Source organism: Streptomyces sp. NBC_01306 (genome assembly GCF_026340465.1).
In the GTDB taxonomy this organism is placed as follows: Bacteria; Actinomycetota; Actinomycetes; order Streptomycetales; family Streptomycetaceae; genus Streptomyces.
The window spans coordinates 208995-226940 of sequence record NZ_JAPEPC010000001.1; the positions used below are offsets into that span (position 1 = coordinate 208995).

Sequence of the window (17946 nt, forward strand, 5' to 3'; positions counted from 1 at the left end):
GCGCCCGCGTCATCCGGTGAACGGCGTCCACAGCGCTTCCAGGCCAGGGTCCGACGGTGGCCCCCACACCAGGACGCCATTGACCAGACCGGGCTTCTCCCCGGTGACCAACGACGGCGCCTCCAGAGCGTCCGCCATCTCCTCCAGGTAGTCGGTCAGCGACTCGAACCCGGGCCTGTGCTCATAGAACCTGCTCCAGCCACCAATTTTGCCCGTCTCGGCGTCCAGATACAGCCCATAGGTGTAGTCGGCGGCGTAAAAGGAACACACCGGGATCCAGGCGGGACGCCAGAACAAGAATTCGTCATCACCGTCACGCTCCTGGGAGACCATCTTCTCCCGGTAGACGTAGGTGACCGAGTCAAAGCTCAACAGAGCCCAGCCCCCCAGCAGGAAGTTACTGCCCTGCCCCGGAACGGTACGGACGCCCGCACACTGGCGCCACAAACTCTTCAGCCCTGCCGGGATCCGCACGCCCAGAGCCTGTTGCAGGGCAGTGATCTCGTCCTCGGTGGCGCCGGGCCGCAACAGTTCCAGGGTCGCCGGAGCGTGGCACCGAAGCCAGGTCGTGATGCGCAGCCACGCGTCAGCAACCTGCCTCTCCTCAATCGCCTGCGCGCTTCGTATGTCGTCCTTCACGCCGGTCACCGTACCGGTGGAGACTTGAATCGGCCCTGAATACCAGCGGGCGGAATCGACCCGGTCCTCGGAGAAACCAACAGCGCATGCTCATGCAGTACGGGCTCGCCGACCGGATCCTTCAGACGCTTACCCAGACCGGGTCTCGCAGAGCCGCGGCCTCCTGCTTCACCACTCGTCACCCCTGCTCGTGGCCGGCACTCTCCGACCTCTCCCGCTCCCGCGCAGCCGCCTCGCCCCGAGGCCCGCTCGTACCGGGTCGATGCCCGCGGCGACCCTTGCCGTCGGTGCCGGCGATCCACCAGCGGGTAGGCCAGGCAAAGTCGGCGGTGTAAGTACTCAGGCTTGAAAGCCTGACGAGTCAGACATTGCCATTACTTTCGGGGATACGAGCTGATGTGAGTCTCTGGCCGGCAGAGGGCGCTAGAGATACCCGTCACCTGACACAGCAAACGCCCAGCCCGGTGAGTCCATAGAACACGACAGGTGCCAGGGGCAGGCTTCGGAGAGTGGCCCAAGCAACCATGACTCATGTCTCACCAGCGCCCAACTTCACCCTCCCCCAGAGGCTTTACCCGACGTTTACAGTCCCTGGGTGATCGCTCGCAACGGGCGACACGGAAGGGACACACGAGTTGAGTACGCACATTCCTGGACGCCCGGCGCGATCCAGGCGACGAAGAACCCACGCTGCCGCAATGGCGGTGTTACTGCTGGCCGCCGACCTCACCCTGGCCACGGGTCGGACGGCAGCCGCCGAGCCCAGACCCGCCGCGGTGGTCGGAAGCCACCCGCAGGCCGAGCAGCCGTCCGCGGCCGAAGTCCGTGAGGCCGACCTGGCCTGGGCGCAGAAGCACAGTAGGGGCGGTATCGCCTGGGCGCTCGCCGAGGCGAAGAAGACGGGGAAGAAGACTCTCGCCCCGGATGAGACCACGCCCACCAACCTCACCTACGCCAACCCCGACGGCACCCTGACCTCCGAGGTCACCACCGGGCCCGAGCGCATGGAACGCGACGGCAAGTGGGTCGACGTCGACGCCACCTTGACGACCACCGCCGACGGTGGCGTGCAGGCCAAGGCACACCCTGAGGGCCTGACCCTCGCTCCCGGCGGCGGCACCCCGTCCAGGTCGCTCAGGGCCGCGCAGGGCGACGCAGGCCGTGACCTGGTCAGCCTCGGTAGGGGTGACGAGCGGGTGACGTTGCAGTGGAAGGGCGGTCTGCCCAAGCCCGTCCTGGACGGCACCACCGCCACGTACAAGGACGCCGTGCCCGGCGCCGATGTGATCGTGAAGGCCACCCGCACCGGCTTCGAGCAGTTCGTGAAACTCGACGCCCAACCGACGGCGGGCGACTACACCTACACGCTGCCGCTGAAGGCCAAGGGCCTCAAGGCGACAGCGCAGAAGGACGGTTCGGTCCTGTTCACCGACGCCGATACCGGCGTGCGGAGGGCCACCATGCCCGCCCCCGTGATGTGGGACGCGAGCGTGGACAAGGTCTCGGGCAGGCACGAGAACCGCGCCCGAGTCGGTATGAAGGTCACTGACAACGGTGGCGGGAACATAGACCTCCAGGTCACCCCGGACGCCGCATTCCTCGCCGACCCGGACACCACGTACCCGGTCACCGTGGACCCGTCGACCTCCGCGCTCGGCAACACCTTCGACACCTACGTGCAGCAGGGCGAGACCACCGACCTCGGCGGCGAGACCGAACTCGACTTCGGCAACCCCGGCACCATCAACGCCGACGGCACTCCACGCACCGCGCGCACGCTCATGACGTGGAACACCGCGGGGTTCGCCGACGCGCTTGTCTCCTCCGCCAGCGTGCAGCTGTACAACTTCCACTCCGGCGCCACCGACTGCAAGGCCCAGGGCTGGACAGTGTGGAACACCGGAGCGGGTTCCGGGGCCTCACGCTGGACGAAGCAGCCCGCGTGGCTTCAGCAGTACGGCTCCTCCACCCAGACCGCCGGCTACCCGGCCGGCTGTACCGGCACGGCCGGCGGCTGGATCAAGGCAGATGTGACCGACCTGGCGAAGGTCTGGGCGTCGCAGAAAGCCACCAGTGGATACATGGGCGTCCGCGCCGCGAGCGACGACGCCACGGGATGGAAGCGCGTCAACTCGCGTAACGCCACAGTGAACCAGCCCAAGCTGACGGTCAACTACAACTACCGTCCGGGCGATGGCACCGACCAGCAGGCCGGCGCCCCGTTCAAGTCCTACGCCGGGGTATGGGCGGTCAACTCGACCACCCCTACTCTGCGCGACAAGTTCCCCGATGCCGACGGCGACAAGGTCAACGGCACCTTCCAGGTCTACGACGCCGCGACGAACAAGCCCATCACCACCCCCGCCGGCGACGGCGCGATCGTCTCCGCCGATGTCGCCCCCGGTTCCTGGGCCTCGGTGAAGGTCCCCGCCGGACAACTCGTGAACGGCAAGACCTACAAGTTCCGCACCAACTCCTACGACGGCACCCACTACAACCTGAACTGGTCCCCCTGGCGCGAGTTCGTCGTCGACACCACCGCGCCGGGCGCACCGACGTCCATCGCCTCGGCGACATATCCGGAGAACTGGGGCGGCGGCGGCAAAGGCATCACGGGCACCTTCGACGTCAACACCGGCGTTTCCGACGCACGTGACGTGCAGTACCGCAGCGACCCGTACGAGGACGACGCCGCAGACGCCAACTGGTCGACCGTGGCCACCAGCCTGCCCAAGGCGGCCATAGCAGCGGAGGCAACGGCCTCCTACAGCGTCACCCCTGCCGAGGACGGCAACCACACGGTGCAGACCCGATCCGTGGACCGCGCCGACAACGTCGGCCCGATCCGCGACTACGGCTTCACCGCAGGCAACCGCGACTACAACCGCAAGCAGAAGATCGACATCAAGCTCCCGGACAATGACTTCAGCTCGCCGCAACCGGACCCGACCGATCCTCCACAGCCTGCGCTGGGCCAGTGGAAGCAGGGCAGCCAGGCTCGCGTCTTCAAGACCGGCGATGGCATCCGGGTCACTGTCACCCCGAAGGGCCATGCCTCCAAGGAGTTCACCAAGAAGGCCGCGAAAGAGCGCAACATCCGTGCCGGTTCGCGCCCGGACCCGGTCGTTACGGATGCCTGGTGCCAGCCCACCCTGTCCGGTGAGGCCCAGAAGTCGCTGATGACCCGTACCGAAGCCTGCGTGTTCTTCGACCTTCAGCTCACCATGGAGGCCAAGCTGCAAGATGGTTTCCCGCCCACGAAGTACCGGGCGAACTGGGAGGTCGCCTTCCAGGTCAAGACTGACGTCCACGGTGGCGCCATCAAGACGTGGGTGGAGATCAACCCGGTCTACAACGACTTCCCGGGCGATGAGCGCGCGGTCGTGATGGGCGACGGCAACCCGAATGCCTCGTTCGACTCCAAGTGCGTGGGTGCCGGTTGTGACAGTCAGCGGAAGAGCTTCGACTTCTTCGGCGACCTCAGCTGGAAGGGAGGCGGCGGCGCCAGTCCGGTCGACACCCACATGGCCACCGGCACGTCCGACTACAAGTGGAACGGCCAGGTGGACAACGCTTCAGGCACGACCGACGCCGACCAGTCCACGGGCATGCTGATCTCCTTCACCGGCAAGGTTCTGACAGAAACGGAGCCCCCGACCGGCGTGAACGGCGAAAAGGGTGAATGGCTGGACCCGGGGGACTTTCAGTCTCCGTTCCTGCTCGTCAAGTGCGACAAGGTCGCTTCCTACGGCGTCCCGGGCTGCGTCCTGTCGGAGTACATGCCGACATACAAGTTCAACACCGCCGCCTATCCTGAGGCTGCCGCGCACGCCTGGCTGATCCAGAACAAGTCGAAGGTCAAGGGGCTCGGCCAGAGCTGGGAGGGGCAGGGCCCGCTTTCGTACCTGCCGCCGCCGAGCCGGAACAAGGAGGGCTACGACTCTGACAAGAGCCGCGACAGGATGTGCACCCGCTACCGGGGCCCGAAGTCGGGAAGCACTGGGTGGGTTCCGGGCAGGACGTTCCTGCCTCACCCGAAGACGGCCCTGCACCACGACCCGCCGCACTTGGACGAGGTCAACTGTGACGAGTTCCCGTTTGCCTCGACGTATCAGTCCGCCGGTATGAAGAAGACCGACGGCGGCCGGAACGAGGCCCCGGGTGGCGGCGCCGACTGCATGCAGACCGTTTCCGCCGTCGCGGACGACGGAACGACCCACTTCCTCGACGATACCCGCTACGACGCTCCGACGTTCACCGAGAACTGTGGCCGCTCGTCGATGTCCGGTGACGTCAACCAGGGCTCCATGCGACCGTTCGGCGACTTCGCGAGCAAGATGCGGATCTTGGATCAGGAAGGCTATTTCCTGGATCCGGGCAACGCCTGGTTCAAGGAATGTGACACCTCCAAGGCCGAACTGGTCTGCACCATGAAGAAGCCGTAGAGCGGCTGCCGCTCGGCTGACCGGGTCCCACTCCACCAGCAGGGTGGAGTGGGACCCCATCTGTTCAGTGCACGGGCCGCCAGTCAGCGAACGTCTCGTCCAGCCTGGGATCCTGCGGATCATCCCAGATGAGGCACCCGTACACGATGCCCGGCACCTGAAAACCCCTCACCTTGTCCGGTCCCTCGTCGAGCGTTCGGTTGACTGCTTCCAGGTACGCGGCGATGGACGGATACAGCGGTTCATCCATGAACAAGCCTTCGTAGCTCCTCCACTTACCGAGCCCGGCGGCCGACAGGTACAGGCCGGTGTCGGTTGCTTCGGGGTAGTTGCCGAAGGGGGCCGCCCAGTGCGCGCTTCCCCAGGAGTCCTTGCCCTGGCGGTCGAAGCCTGCAAGCCGCGGCCGGATCGACTGAGCAGGGGTGAGCAGCAGTCCGTGGGGCAGGAACCGCCCGGTGTCCACCTCGCCCTCTTCGTCGCACTCGTCGCTGTCGAGCTGCTGGACCCCGCCGGCCATCGCCCAGAGGGCGACCAGCTCGGGTGGAAAGCCGTACCCGCAGTATTGCCTGAGGCGGCCTTCCGCTTCCTCTATCTCGGCCTCGGTGGCCGGGGGCAGAATCGAAGCGTGCGAGGTTGGGGCACGCACGCGAAGCCATTCGATCAACTGCTGCCAGGCGGCGGTCGTCCGCTCTATATGCTCTGGGCTCATACCTCAAACCCTACGCAAAGAAGAAACAATCCCAGTGCCCCGAGACACCGTGAAACACTCCGGCATTCTCCTGCTGCGCCGGCACGCCCTCTCAGGAGACCGAGGCGACAGCGCCGTCTGACGGGTACGCCCCCACCCGTGGGTTGCCTTGCATCGGCGACTCTTGCTTCAAGGCATGCGATACATCCAAGGCCGACCTCATCTGTGAGATGAAGAAGCCCTGACCGGCTGATCACGCTCCCAGCCCTGGCCTTCAACCGGCCGGAGCTGGGAGCCAACCATCCTCAGTGAACCGGGTGGAACGGCTCCCAGCCGTCCGTGGTTGGAGCCTCAGGGTTCTCCCACACCAGGCATCCGTTCACCACCCCGGGCAACTCCGGCCAACCAGCGGGCGATCCGCCTCCACACACTCGTCAAACGTTCCACATCTGGGTGCTTGGTCATGCCCTGAGCCTACGAAGGGCGAACCCCGCTCCTGCACAAGGGAAGAGCGATACGAACGTGAGCACCGGAACACCCCCTGCCCGTATTCCAAGGGCGGCCTTGATGCCGTCAGGGTGCGCAGCGAAGGCCTCACGACGAAGGCTGCGGCGGGTGATCTCCGGACCGGACCGAAGGTGAACTCGGCGCGTTAAGTCCTCCGCCACCCCTTGCCAAGCGAGATAGTACGTGTTCGGATTATCTCTGTCGGGCGGTGCTCCGCCCCGTGTCTTCGCAGCTCATCACCCGTGCACAACAGGCCTGTTCGTCATGCCCGCGTGCACTCAGCCGAGCCCAGGAAGGACATCTCGTGTTCGATCTGACCTCCGTCGATCTGCTCGACGCATTCACCCGCCAGCTCCGCCTCTGCAAGCTCCGCGAGGGCGAACACGTCGTCGTGCTGTCCGAGCCCGGCAGCCGCGGCGACTACGTGGCCGCCGCGTTCGGAGCGGCCAAGACGTGCGGCGCGCATGTCATCGCCGCGACCGTGCCCGGCGGCAGCCCGGCCCCGATGCCCAGCACCCACACGGGCGCGGGCCCCGGCCTCATCTCCGTACTCAACGACACCACCGCGCAGACCCTGCTGAAGTCCGCCGACCTGGTGGTCGATCTGACCCGCGAGGGGTTCATCCACGCCCCGGTGCAGCAGGAGATCCTGCGCGCCGGAACCCGGATCATCTTCGTCTGCGACGCCCCGGACGTACTGATCCGCAATCTGCCCAAGGAGTCGGACAAGGAGGAGGTGCTCCGCGGCGTGGAGCTGCTCAAGGCCTCGTCCGTCATGCACGTCACCTCGGCCGCGGGCACCGACCTCACCATTCAACTCCCGGGATCCAAGCCGGAGTTCCAGTGCGGTTTCGCCGACGACCCGGGGCGCTGGGACCACTGGCCGAGCACGATGGTGCTGTGCTGGCCGGAGATCTCGGACGGGCAGATCGTGCTCGCCGAGGGCGACATCCTGCTCCCGTTCAAGGAGTACGTACGCACGCCCGTCACGCTGGAGGTCTCCGGCGGACACATCAACAAGGTCACCGGCGGCGCCGAGGCCGAGATGCTCAACACCTTCTTCGACGACTCGCAGGACCAGTGGGCCCGCAGCCTCTCCCACATGGGCTGGGGCCTGATGCGCACCGCCGACTGGTTCGCGACCGCGATGTACGGCAAGGACGACCTGATGGGCATGGACGCCCGCGCCTTCGCCGGGAACTTCCTATGGTCGACGGGCCCGCACCCGCACCTGCAGCGCGAGTCGTACGCCCACCTCGACATCGCCATGCGCGGCTGCACGGTCGCCGTCGACGGCGCCGAGGTCGTCACCGGCGGCCGTCTGGTCGAGAGCTGACATCGAAGCGGCCGGCACCGGAGCAGCTGCGCCCGACGCCGGAACAGCTGCGACCGGAACCGGGACCGCTGCGGCCGGCAGCCGGCACCGCAGGACCCACGACCTCACCAGACTCCCGGGAGAACAGCCATCGTGGCTCTCAGCCAGTCGTTTGAAATCACCGTTGTCGGTGGCGGCCTCGGCGGGCTCACCGCCGCGCTGTCGCTGCGCCATCAGGGCCTGCGGGTCACCGTCCTCGAACAGGCCGCCGAGCTCGGCGAGGTGGGGGCGGGCATCCAGACCGCGCCGAACGCCAGCCGCATCCTGATGGGCCTCGGACTGCGCCGCCGCCTGGAGGCCATCCGCACGGAGCCCCAGGACCAGGTCCGCCGTCGCTGGCAGGACGGCAGCATCATCGGGCTCACACCACTCGGGCAGCACGTCAAGGAAACCTTCAACGCCCCGTACTGGCACTACCACCGGGCGGATCTGCACCAGATCATCCTCGACGCCTGCTCCGATCCGGAGGGTCCGGGCCCCGCCGTCCGGATCCGCACCGGCAGCCGGGTGACCGCCATCGACCGCAGCGATCCGCAGCGCCCCGTCGCGGTCACCGAGGACGGCACCCGGTACGCCGGGGACGTGCTCATCGGCGCCGACGGCGTCCGCTCCCAGGTACGCGACCTCATAGGTGCCGAGGACACGCTCGTCTTCTCCGGCGACATGGCCTTCCGCACACTGATCCCCGGGGATCTGCTGCGGGCGGACCCGGCCACCCGGTTCCTCTTCGACCGTTTCCAGAGCACCATCTGGTACGGGCCCGGACGCCACCTCGTGCACTACCTCATCCGTGGCGGCGAGTCCCTCAACGTCGTCGGCTGTGTTCCGTGCACCGACGAGGTCGCCGAGCAGTGGTCCACCACGGCCCCCGCGCAGCAGCTGGTCGATGCCTACGAGGGGTGGGACGACCGCGTTCCGGCAATGCTGTCGAAGGCCAAGGACGATGTCACCTGCTTCGCCCTCTACTACCGGCGTCCCGACCCGGTCTGGGTCGACGGCCGGGTCGCGCTGCTCGGCGATGCCTGCCACGCGATGCTGCCCTATCAGGCCCAGGGCGCATCCCAGGCCATGGAGGACGCCGCCGTCCTCGCTGAAGAACTCGCCGGCGTGACGGTGACCGGGGTGGAGGACGCATTGCAGCGTTACGTCCGCCGCCGGGCCAAGCACGCCGGGATGGTGCAGCAGGCCTCCCTGCGCAACAAGACCTTCTACCGCCACCCGGACGGGCCCGAGCAGCAGGCCCGTGACGCCGCGCTCGCGACCAGCTTCGACGGCGAGTCGGACGTCTCGTACGACTGGCTGTGGAGCGGCAGTCCGCTCGACAGCGCCGGTCAGGAGCAGTTCGCCTATCGGCACCACCGCTGATCCTCTCCCGGCTCCTCTCACCCCAGGCCTCCGCCCGGCGGCCCGCACCCGCAGCTCGTGCAGTCATCCAGCGCCCGCGACGACGCGGCGCCCCTCCTCTGCAGACCTGGAGTACGCGCGTGAAAACCGGTGACCAGATTGTCCAGGAACTCCCCTGGAAATGGGGTGTACAGGGCCGCATCTTCATCATCGGCGGCCTCGGCTATCTCTTCGATGCCTGGGACGTCGCCCTCAACGGCTTCCTCACCCCGCTGCTCGGCACGGAGTTCGACCTGTCCGTCGGGCAACGCAGCCTCGTCGCCACCGCCAACCTCATCGGAATGGCGGCCGGTGCGGTGGCCTGGGGTTCCGTCGCGGACCGTATCGGCCGCAAGAAGGCCTTCAGCACCACGCTGCTGGTTTTCGCCGTCTTCTCCGTCCTGGCCGCCGTCTCCCCCACCTACGACACCTTCCTGCTGCTGCGCTTCCTCGCAGGCGTCGGTCTCGGTGGCTGTATCCCCGTCGACTACGCGCTCATCAGCGAGTTCTCACCACGCAAATACCGCGGCCGGATCCTGACCGCGCTGGATCTGTGGTGGCCGGTCGGCGGCACCCTGTGCGGCGTGGCCTCGACCGTGATGCTGGACCTCGGCGGGAACTGGCGCTGGATGCTGGGTGCCATGACGCTGCCCGCGCTGCTGCTCTTCTGGGTACGGCGCGGGGTACCCGAGTCACCGATCTACCTCACCGCCAAGGGACGTGAGGCCGAGGCACGTACCGTCATCGACGACCTCGTGGCCCGCACCGGCACCCCCGCCGAACCGTACGCCGTACCCGCTCCCCCACCGGAGAAGGCGTCCCCGAAACATGGACTCACCGAAACCTTCGCGCAGTTGGGCCGGGTGTGGACGTTCAACCCGCGCATCACCTCGGTCGCCTGGGCGCTGTTCGTCACGATCATGCTCGTGTACTACGCCGCGCTCAGCTGGATGCCCTCCATCCTCGCCGACCAGGGATACAGCGACACAGCGGCCTTCACGGGCACCACGCTCATGAGTGCCGTGGGCATCCTCGGGGTTGCCGCGTCGGCCTGGCTGGTGGACGTGGTCGGCCGGAAGTGGCTGATCGGTGTCTCGGCTCCGCTCGCGTCCGCCGCGCTGGTGCTGTTCGCGCTGCTGCTGAGTACCCCTACAGCCGCCATGGTGGCGCTCGGCGTCTTCGGGTTCACCATTCAACTGACCATCCCGGCGCTGTACGCCTACGTGGCCGAGCTGTACCCGACGTCGATGCGGGCCACCGGCTTCGGCTCCGCGTCCGCGGCGAGCCGCGTCGCCACGGGCTTCGCACCCCTGCTGTTCGGCACGCTCATGTGGCCGGTCCTCGGACTGCCGCTGACCTTCGCGGTGCTCGGTGCCGCGGCGGCGCTGGCGGTGGGATGGATGGCCGTGGCCGCTCCGGAGACGAAGGGCCGCGAGCTGGACCACGTGGAGCCGGACCCGGCCCCGGGTGCTGCGGCCCACCGCTCGGCCGGCCCGTCCGCCGAGCCCGCCCGGCCCACCATCTGACCCGTATCCGAGCACGATGAGAGGAGGGCCATGAAACCCGCCCCCTTTACCTACCACCGCGCGCGATCGACCGAGGACGCCGCCCGGCTGCTCGCCGAGCTGGGTGACGAAGCCAAGCTGCTGGCGGGCGGCCAGAGCCTCATCGCCATGATGAACTACCGGCTCGCGCGGCCCCGGCACCTGGTGGACATCGGCAGCCTCCCCGCGAGCGAGGGCCTGACCGGGTTCCGGCACGGCCCCGACGGGCTGCGCATCGGCGCCCTCACCACCCACCACGCGGTCGAAACGGCGGACGAAGCGCAGATGGGGGCCGGTTTCGCCGTGCTGAGGGACGCCATGCGATGGGTCGGTCACCTGCCGATCCGTACCCGCGGCACCGTCGGCGGCAGCATCGCCCACGGGGACAGCACCGCCGAGTGGTGCCTGCTCGCCGTCCTGCTCGACGCGCGGATCGTGGCCCGAGGCCCCCGGGGCACCCGCACCATCATCGCCGGCGACTTCTTCTACGGCTTCTTCAGCACCGCGCTCGAACCCGACGAGCTCATCACCGAGCTGGTGTTCCCGCATCCGGCACCTCATGCGGCGCTCACCGAATTCGCCGAGCGCCAGGGGGACTTCGGCATCGTGGTGGCCGCCGTCGATCTGGATGTGGAGAACGGCGCCGTGCGCGGCGGGCGGGTGGCGCTCGGCGGCGTCGCCCCCGCGCCGGTACGGGTGCCGGAAGCGGAGGAGGCACTCGCCCGGGGCGGGCCCGACGACGTGCTGTTCGCGGCCTGCGCCGAGGCCGCGGCCGCTGCGATCGACCCGCCGGGTGACGGCAACGGCAGCGCACAGTACCGGCGGATCCTCACCCGCCGGTTGGTCATACAGGCCTGCGAGGAGGCGATGTCCCGATGAACCGCACCGATACGGCCCCTTCCACCCTGGTCGGTACCGCCGTCCCGCGCCGCGAGGATCCACGGCTGCTGACCGGGCGTGGCCGGTTCGTCGACGACATCCAGCTGCCGCGCATGCTCCACGCCCAGTTCGTCCGGTCGAGTGTCGCGTCGGGCCGGCTCACCTCCCTCGACCTGTCCGCGGTGCGCGAAGTGCCCGGTGTGGTGGCCGCGTTCACCGCTGGTGACCTGGACCTGAGCGCGATCACCGCCGGTCTGCACCGTCCCCCCGAGGAGTACGTGCCCACCGAGATGCCGGTACTCGCCCGCGACCGGGTGCGCTTCGTCGGTGAACCCATCGCGATCGTGATCGCCGAGGACCCGTACGCGGCGGAGGACGGCATCGAGGCCGCCAAGGCTGTCTACGACGTGTTCGCGCCGATCCTGAACGAGGACACGGCACTGGCTCCTGGCGCACCGCTCGTCCACGAAGAGGCCCCGGGCAACACACTGCTGGACGTGTCCCTCTTCGCGACGGAGGGCATCGACCAGATCTTCGCCGACGCCCCGTGCACCGTACGCGTCGAGTCGCGGACCGGGCGGCAGAACGCCCTGCCGTTGGAGACCCGTGGCGCTCTGGCCCAATGGGACGCGCGCGAGGAGCAGTTGGTGGTGCACACGTGCACGCAGATCCCCCACCAGGTGCGGACCGTGATGGCGAACTGCATGGGCCTGGACGAGCGAGCCGTACGGGTGGTGGTGCCCGACATGGGTGGCGGCTTCGGCATCAAGTGCGTGGTGGGCCGCGAGGAGATCGCTGTCGGCGCGGCAGCCATGCGCCTGGGGCGGGCGGTGAAGTGGATCGAGGACCGCAAGGACGCGCTGACCGCGTCCTTCCTGGCCCGCGAGCAGCACTACAGCCTGCGCGCCGCGTTCGACTCCGACGGGCACATCCTGGCCCTGGACGCCGATGTGGTCTGCGACATGGGTGCCTACTCCTGCTACCCGTTCACCGTGGGCATCGAGCCGCTGATGGCCTCGTCCGAGATGCCCGGCGTCTACCGCATCCCCGCCTACCGGGTGCGAGGCCGGGCGATCACCACCAACAAGGCACCGACGGCCCCCTATCGAGGTGTCAGCCGCCCCCAGTACGTGATGGCCGTCGAGCGGGTCTTCGAGCGTGCCGCCCGTGAACTCGGCATGGATCCGGTCGAGATCCGCCGCCGTAACGTCATCACCGAATTCCCGTACACCGGCGTCAACAACATCACGTACGACCCCGGCTCGTACCTGGAGTCGCTCGACCTGTGCGAGAAGTCGCTGCGGGACGAGGGCTGGTACGCGCGCCAGGCCGAAGCGGCGGAACAGGGACGCCACTTGGGTATCGGATACTCCTGCTTCAGCGAGCGCACCGGGTACGGCACCGCCGCCTTCGCGCAACGCAGGATGAAGGTGGTGCCGGGCTTCGACCTCGCCGAGGTACGGATGGACACCACCGGCGCGCTCACCGTCACGACCGGCACCATCAGCCACGGGCAGAGCCATGAGACGACGATGGCCCAGATCGCCGCCGACGAGCTGGGCCTGGAGCTGCACAAGGTCAAGCTGCACCAGGGCGACACCGAACGGATCGCTTACGGCTGGGGGACCTTCGCCAGCCGTTCCATCGCCATCGGCGGCAGCGCGGTACGCCGCGCCGCGGGAAAGCTGGGCGAGCGGCTGCGCGCCCTCGCGGCAGCCCTGCTGGATGTCCCGTACGAGGACACCGTTCTCGACAAGGGCCGGGTGCGGCTACGGGACGACCCCGAACGCGGCCTGACGCACGTCGAGTTGGCCGAGGTCGCCTACCTGCGGGCGGACCTGCTGCCCGCCGGAACGGAACCTGGCCTGACGGCCACCGCGTCGTTCGACACCCTGAGCGACGGCACCTTCTCCAACGCCACTCACGGCGTCGTCGTGGAGCTGCACGAGGGCACCGGCCAGGTCGAGATCCTGCGGTACGTCTGTGTGGAGGACTGCGGCGTCGCCATCAACCCCACGGTCGTGGAGGGCCAGTGCCGCGGCGGCATCGCCCAGGGGATCGCCGGGGCGCTGTACGAACAGGTCACCTACGACGCCCAGGGCGACCCCGAGTGCACCGGATTCATGGAGTACAAGATGCCCACCGCGGCCGAGATCCCGGACATCACCATCCACCACCTGGAGACTCCCTCCCTGATCACCGAGACGGGCGCGAAGGGCGCCGGCGAGGGCGGCACCATCGGTGCCCCCGCCGCCGTGCTCAACGCCGTCAACGACGCCCTGCGCCCCACCGGCGTGGAGCTGGAGAACACCCCCATCCGTCCGGAGCAGATCCAGCTCTCCCTGGAACAAGCGGCCTACAAGCACAAGGAGTCCGCACAAGCATGAGCAGCAACTCCACGGACCACCAGCTGGTCAGCCTCACCGTGAACGGCACGGCGCGTGAGGTCGTCCTGGACTCGCGCCGCACCCTCGCCGACACCCTCCGCCACGACCTCGGGCTCACGGGCACCCACCTGGCCTGCGAACACGGCATCTGCGGGGCATGCACCGTACTCGTCGACGGACGTCCGGCCCGCTCCTGCCTCATGTTCGCCGTGCAGGCGGAGGGAAAGCAGGTCCGCACCGTCGAGTCGCTCTCCGACGACGGCCGGCTCAGCGATCTCCAACAGGCGTTCGCAGATCGGCACGGACTCCAGTGCGGCTTCTGCACCCCCGGCTTCCTCATGCTCGCCGAGGGCTTCCTCGCGGAGAACCCGGACGCGGACCGTAAGGAGATCCGCGAGGCCGTTTCCTCCAACCTGTGCCGCTGCACCGGCTACCAGACCATCGTCGACGCGGTCGAGCACTGCGCCGCAGCCCGGCGCGGGCACCAGAAAGGAAACGTCCAGTGATCCTCACCAACGAGATCGCGGTGCAGGCAGCACCCGATGCCGTGTTCAAGCTCCTCAACGAGGTGGAGCGGGTGGCCGCCTGTATGCCGGGCGCGGCTCTCGAAGGACTCGACGGCGAGGCCTGGCGCGGCACGGTCAAGGTCAAGGTCGGACCGATCACGGCCGGTTACGCGGGGACGGTGCGGTTCCTCGAATCCGACCCGGAGGCACGTCGCCTGCGGCTGCAGGCCAGCGGCGCCGACGTCCACGGCAGCGGCGACGCCGAGGCCGCGGTCGACCTGGAGGTGGCGGAGGCTCCCGACGGCTCGGGGTCGCTGTTGCGGATCTCGACCGACCTGGTCATCCGCGGCAAGATCGCCCAGTTCGGCAAGGGTGCCATCGTGACGGTCTCCGACCGCCTGCTGCGGCAGTTCGCCCAGAACCTGGTGGGGCAGCTGTCCGGCGGCAGCCCGGCCATCGCCACGGGCAGCACCACGGGCAGCACCACCACCGGCGCTACCGGAAGCCCGGCGCCCACAGCTGCCACAGCGCCCGAACTCGACGGACTGGCGCTCCTCGTCGGCCCCACGGCCACCCGCTACGCACCCGTCGTGGCGGCCTTCGCCGCCGGGATGTTCCAAGGCTGGCTGATCACCCGTGCCTTCTCCCGCCGCTGACACCCCCGAGGTGAGGACCCCATGACCGCGCGCTACGGCCGACGGACCGACTCCGTCTACGAACGGGCCGGCTTCGGCAGCCCCGTGCCCCGCGGCACCCGCCCCGCCCTGGTCGTCGTCGATCTCACCCGCGGCTTCACCGAAGCGGACTTCCCGACCGGCAGCGACCTCACCGCGACCGTCGCCGCCACGACCCAGCTCATCGAGGCAGCACGCGAAGCCGGTGTGCCCGTGATCTTCACGGCGATCAGCTATACGCCCGCCGAGGCCGACGGCCGCTCCGTCGCCTGGCTGGACAAGGCGACCGGTATGCGCGCCCTGCGCGAAGGCAGCGACGCGGTCGCGCTCGACCCCCGGCTGCCGTACCGGGACGGGGACGTGCTCGTGGTGAAGAAGGGGGCATCCGCGTTCTTCGGCACCTCGCTCGCCGCGCAGCTCACGGCCCTCGGCCGGGACACGGCCGTGGTGTGCGGGGCCACGACCAGCGGCTGCGTGCGCGCCACCGCCGTCGACGCCGTCCAGTCCGGGTTCCAGGTGCTGGTGCCGAGCGACGCCGTCGGCGACCGCGCCCAGGGACCGCACGACGCTGCCCTCTTCGACATCCAGGCCAAGTACGGCGACGTCATCGACCAGGCCGACGCCCTCGGCTACCTCGCCGAACTCCCCACCGCACAGTGAGGACTCCCGCACCATGAACCAGCGCTCGCTCACCCAGCCGGCACTCGCCGACCTCGCCGACATCCCCGCCCGCAGCCGCTGGGCCCACCACGGCGGCCTGCGCCTGCACGCCCTGGACTACGGCGGCGACGGCGTTCCGGTGCTGATCCTGCCCGGAATCACCTCCCCCGCCGTGACCATGGACTTCGTGGCCCGCGCCCTGACCGGTCCCGTACGCCCGGTCGTCCTGGACGTACGCGGCCGGGGCCTGTCCGACGACGGTGACAGCTATGCGCTGGACGATTACGCGGCCGACGCCGAGGCCGTCATCGAACAGCTCGGCCTCGATCACCCCTTGCTGCTGGGGCACTCGATGGGTGCCCGCATCGCCACGGTCGTGGCCGTACGCGCACGGGTACCGCTGCGCGGCACGGTAATCGTCGACCCACCGATGTCGGGGCCGGGACGCGGCCCGTACCCGACCCCGCTGACGGCGTTCGCGAACCAGCTGCAAGAGGCCCGGCGCGGCACGGACGCCGACGAGGTCGCCCGCTCCTGGCCGTCCTGGCCCCGCCGCGAACAGGAACTGCGCGCGCGATGGCTGAGCAGTTGTGGCGACGTGGCGATCACCGCCACGCACGAGGGGTTCGAGAGCGAGGACTTCTTCGACTGGTGGCCGCGGATCGGCGCGAACACCCCGACAACCCTCATGTACGGAGCTGACAGCCCGGTCGTGACGGCCGAAGGAGCCGCCGAGGCCGCCAGTGCGCTTCCCGCCGCCCGCCTGATCCGCGTGCCGGACGCCGGACACATGGTCTTCTGGGACAACCCGGACACCTCCCTCACACTGCTCCGTGATGCCCTAGCGGCTCCCCACCCCGCTGAAGAGCGCGCGTCCGTGGGAAAGTTGGCCTATGACTGACTCCACGGCGGCCACTGACGCCCCCGCTGCTCCACGTCGACTCGTCGAAGCGCCCGGATTCCAGTCCCGGCGCCTCTACCAGGCGTATCTGGCGGTCTGGGTGCGCAGCGTCGACGCGACACTCACGGGCCCGCAGTTCGCGGTGTTGCAGATCGCCGAGGCCAACCCGGGGCTCGACCAGAGCTCCCTGGCCGCGCTCGCCGCCCTCGACACGTCCACCATGGCAGACATTGCACGGCGCCTCGAAAACCGAGGGCTGCTCGCCCGCACCCCCTCGCCCGCCGACGCACGGCGCAAGCTGCTGCACCTGACGGACGAGGGGCGAGAGGTGGTCGAGACGGCGAACACGCGGGCGCGTGAGCTGGACGAGCAGCTGCTGCAGCCCTACGCCCCCGAACGGCGCGCGGAGATCGTCCGGGAGCTGACACGCCTCGCCGACCACTGGGAGCAGCTGGCCCGCAGCTCCTGACTCCCTCAACCGCCCCGCTGCCCCGCCTCTGCCGGGTATTCGGGGCTCACCACAGCCAAATTCGTACGTGTCCGGACTTTTGATGGAGGAAGTACATGCCCACGCACCACATCGGGATGATCGTGCCCAGCTCGAACCTGACGATGGAGACCGAGGTCCCGCGCATGCTGCGGGCCCGCGAGGAAGCCGGGCAGGGCGACCGCTTCGTCTTCCACAGCAGCCGCATGCGTATGCGCCAGGTCACGCCCGAGGAACTGCGCAGCATGAACGCGCAGACGGAACGCGCCGCTCTCGAACTGGCCGACGCCCAGCCGGACGTGGTGGCCACCGCCTGCCTGGTCGCGATCATGGCGCAGGGCCCGGGCTACCACTGCACGGCGGAGGACCAGATCACTTCCGTACTCCGGGAGCAGGGCGCCAAGGCTCCCGTCGTCTCCAGTGCCGGCGCACTCCTGGACGGGATCGCCGCGCTGGGCGCCCGGCGGGTCGCCGTCGTCACCCCGTACATGAAGCCGCTGACCTCGCTCGTCACGCAGTACATCGAGTCCGCCGGTATCGACGTGGTCGATTCCCTCAGCCTGGAGGTCCCCGACAACCTCGCCGTCGCCCGCCTCGACCCCGCGGACCTCCGCGACCACTACAAGCGCCTCGACCTGAGCAACGCGGACGCGTTGGTCCTGTCGGCCTGCGTGCAGATGCCGTCCCTGGACGCGATCCAGGCAGTCGAGGACGAGTGCGGCATCCCGGTGCTGTCCGCGGCGACGGCTACGACGTTCCGCCTGCTGACCGAACTCGGCCTGACTCCGACGGTGCCGGGCGCGGGACGCCTCCTCAGCGGGCAGGCCGTGCCGACCGTGTCCCGGATGAGCGCGGTTGACTGACCTCCAGT

The 17946-nt window shown here is 68.9% G+C and carries 14 protein-coding genes; 12 read left to right on the top strand and 2 right to left on the bottom strand.

Annotation, left to right across the window (positions count from 1 at the left end):
* Positions 1–9: 9 nt before the first annotated feature.
* The gene (locus OG385_RS00875; protein ID WP_266850878.1) at positions 10–639 is read right to left on the bottom strand and encodes an SMI1/KNR4 family protein; all 630 of its coding nucleotides are present in this window, start codon (positions 637–639) and stop codon (positions 10–12) included.
* 698 nt (positions 640–1337) lie between these two features.
* On the opposite strand from OG385_RS00875, the gene OG385_RS00880 reads away from it, so the two are divergent.
* Positions 1338–5084: a DNRLRE domain-containing protein gene (locus OG385_RS00880; protein WP_266850880.1), complete on the top strand. Its 3747-nt coding sequence runs from the start codon at positions 1338–1340 to the stop codon at positions 5082–5084.
* A 64-nt stretch (positions 5085–5148) separates the two neighbouring features.
* Here the strand turns inward: OG385_RS00880 and OG385_RS00885 are convergent, their stop codons facing one another.
* Positions 5149–5793: a hypothetical protein gene (locus OG385_RS00885; protein ID WP_266850881.1), complete on the bottom strand. Its 645-nt coding sequence runs from the start codon at positions 5791–5793 to the stop codon at positions 5149–5151.
* 790 nt (positions 5794–6583) lie between these two features.
* Here OG385_RS00885 and OG385_RS00890 point away from each other — a divergent pair.
* The 11 genes from OG385_RS00890 (at position 6584) to OG385_RS00940 (ending at position 17938) form a co-directional block, all read left to right on the top strand.
* The gene (locus OG385_RS00890; protein WP_266850882.1) at positions 6584–7615 is read left to right on the top strand and encodes a hypothetical protein; all 1032 of its coding nucleotides are present in this window, start codon (positions 6584–6586) and stop codon (positions 7613–7615) included.
* Positions 7616–7747: 132 nt separating this feature from the next.
* Positions 7748–9019 carry an FAD-dependent monooxygenase gene (locus OG385_RS00895; RefSeq protein WP_266850884.1) on the top strand — a complete coding sequence of 424 codons (1272 nt, stop codon included), beginning with the start codon at positions 7748–7750 and terminating at the stop codon, positions 9017–9019.
* A 119-nt stretch (positions 9020–9138) separates the two neighbouring features.
* On the top strand, positions 9139–10563 hold the full coding sequence (locus OG385_RS00900) for an MFS transporter (RefSeq protein WP_266850886.1): 1425 nt from the start codon (positions 9139–9141) through the stop codon (positions 10561–10563).
* 30 nt (positions 10564–10593) lie between these two features.
* Complete coding sequence (locus tag OG385_RS00905; RefSeq protein ID WP_266850887.1) at positions 10594–11460, top strand: xanthine dehydrogenase family protein subunit M; 867 nt, start codon at positions 10594–10596, stop codon at positions 11458–11460.
* Positions 11457–13847, top strand: coding sequence for a xanthine dehydrogenase family protein molybdopterin-binding subunit (locus tag OG385_RS00910; protein WP_266850889.1), 2391 nt, complete (start codon positions 11457–11459; stop codon positions 13845–13847). The genes OG385_RS00905 and OG385_RS00910 overlap by 4 nt, the downstream gene beginning before the upstream one ends.
* Entirely contained in the window at positions 13844–14353 is a 510-nt protein-coding gene (locus OG385_RS00915; RefSeq protein WP_266850890.1) for a (2Fe-2S)-binding protein, read from the top strand. Before OG385_RS00910 ends, OG385_RS00915 begins: the two co-directional genes overlap by 4 nt.
* Positions 14350–15009, top strand: coding sequence for an SRPBCC family protein (locus tag OG385_RS00920; RefSeq protein WP_266850892.1), 660 nt, complete (start codon positions 14350–14352; stop codon positions 15007–15009). The genes OG385_RS00915 and OG385_RS00920 overlap by 4 nt, the downstream gene beginning before the upstream one ends.
* Positions 15010–15030: 21 nt before the next feature.
* The gene (locus OG385_RS00925) at positions 15031–15687 is read left to right on the top strand and encodes an isochorismatase family protein (protein ID WP_266850894.1); all 657 of its coding nucleotides are present in this window, start codon (positions 15031–15033) and stop codon (positions 15685–15687) included.
* Positions 15688–15700: 13 nt separating this feature from the next.
* Positions 15701–16588 carry an alpha/beta fold hydrolase gene (locus OG385_RS00930; RefSeq protein WP_266850896.1) on the top strand — a complete coding sequence of 296 codons (888 nt, stop codon included), beginning with the start codon at positions 15701–15703 and terminating at the stop codon, positions 16586–16588.
* Positions 16581–17057, top strand: coding sequence for a MarR family winged helix-turn-helix transcriptional regulator (locus OG385_RS00935; RefSeq protein WP_266850898.1), 477 nt, complete (start codon positions 16581–16583; stop codon positions 17055–17057). Before OG385_RS00930 ends, OG385_RS00935 begins: the two co-directional genes overlap by 8 nt.
* A 95-nt stretch (positions 17058–17152) precedes the next feature.
* Positions 17153–17938 (top strand): aspartate/glutamate racemase family protein, encoded by a 786-nt coding sequence (locus OG385_RS00940; protein WP_266850900.1) that lies wholly within the window; start codon positions 17153–17155, stop codon positions 17936–17938.
* Positions 17939–17946 lie beyond the last annotated feature (8 nt).

Excerpts from the sequence above, each read along its gene's own strand:
- OG385_RS00940 (WP_266850900.1), top strand. The coding sequence starts at position 17,153 with ATGCCCACGCACCACATCGGGATGATCGTGCCCAGCTCGAACCTGACG.
- OG385_RS00880 (WP_266850880.1), top strand. The coding sequence starts at position 1,338 with ATGGCGGTGTTACTGCTGGCCGCCGACCTCACCCTGGCCACGGGTCGG.
- OG385_RS00925 (WP_266850894.1), top strand. The coding sequence starts at position 15,031 with ATGACCGCGCGCTACGGCCGACGGACCGACTCCGTCTACGAACGGGCC.
- OG385_RS00885 (WP_266850881.1), bottom strand. The coding sequence starts at position 5,793 with ATGAGCCCAGAGCATATAGAGCGGACGACCGCCGCCTGGCAGCAGTTG.
- OG385_RS00930 (WP_266850896.1), top strand. The coding sequence starts at position 15,701 with ATGAACCAGCGCTCGCTCACCCAGCCGGCACTCGCCGACCTCGCCGAC.
- OG385_RS00935 (WP_266850898.1), top strand. The coding sequence starts at position 16,581 with ATGACTGACTCCACGGCGGCCACTGACGCCCCCGCTGCTCCACGTCGA.
- OG385_RS00910 (WP_266850889.1), top strand. The coding sequence starts at position 11,457 with ATGAACCGCACCGATACGGCCCCTTCCACCCTGGTCGGTACCGCCGTC.
- OG385_RS00915 (WP_266850890.1), top strand. The coding sequence starts at position 13,844 with ATGAGCAGCAACTCCACGGACCACCAGCTGGTCAGCCTCACCGTGAAC.
- OG385_RS00905 (WP_266850887.1), top strand. The coding sequence starts at position 10,594 with ATGAAACCCGCCCCCTTTACCTACCACCGCGCGCGATCGACCGAGGAC.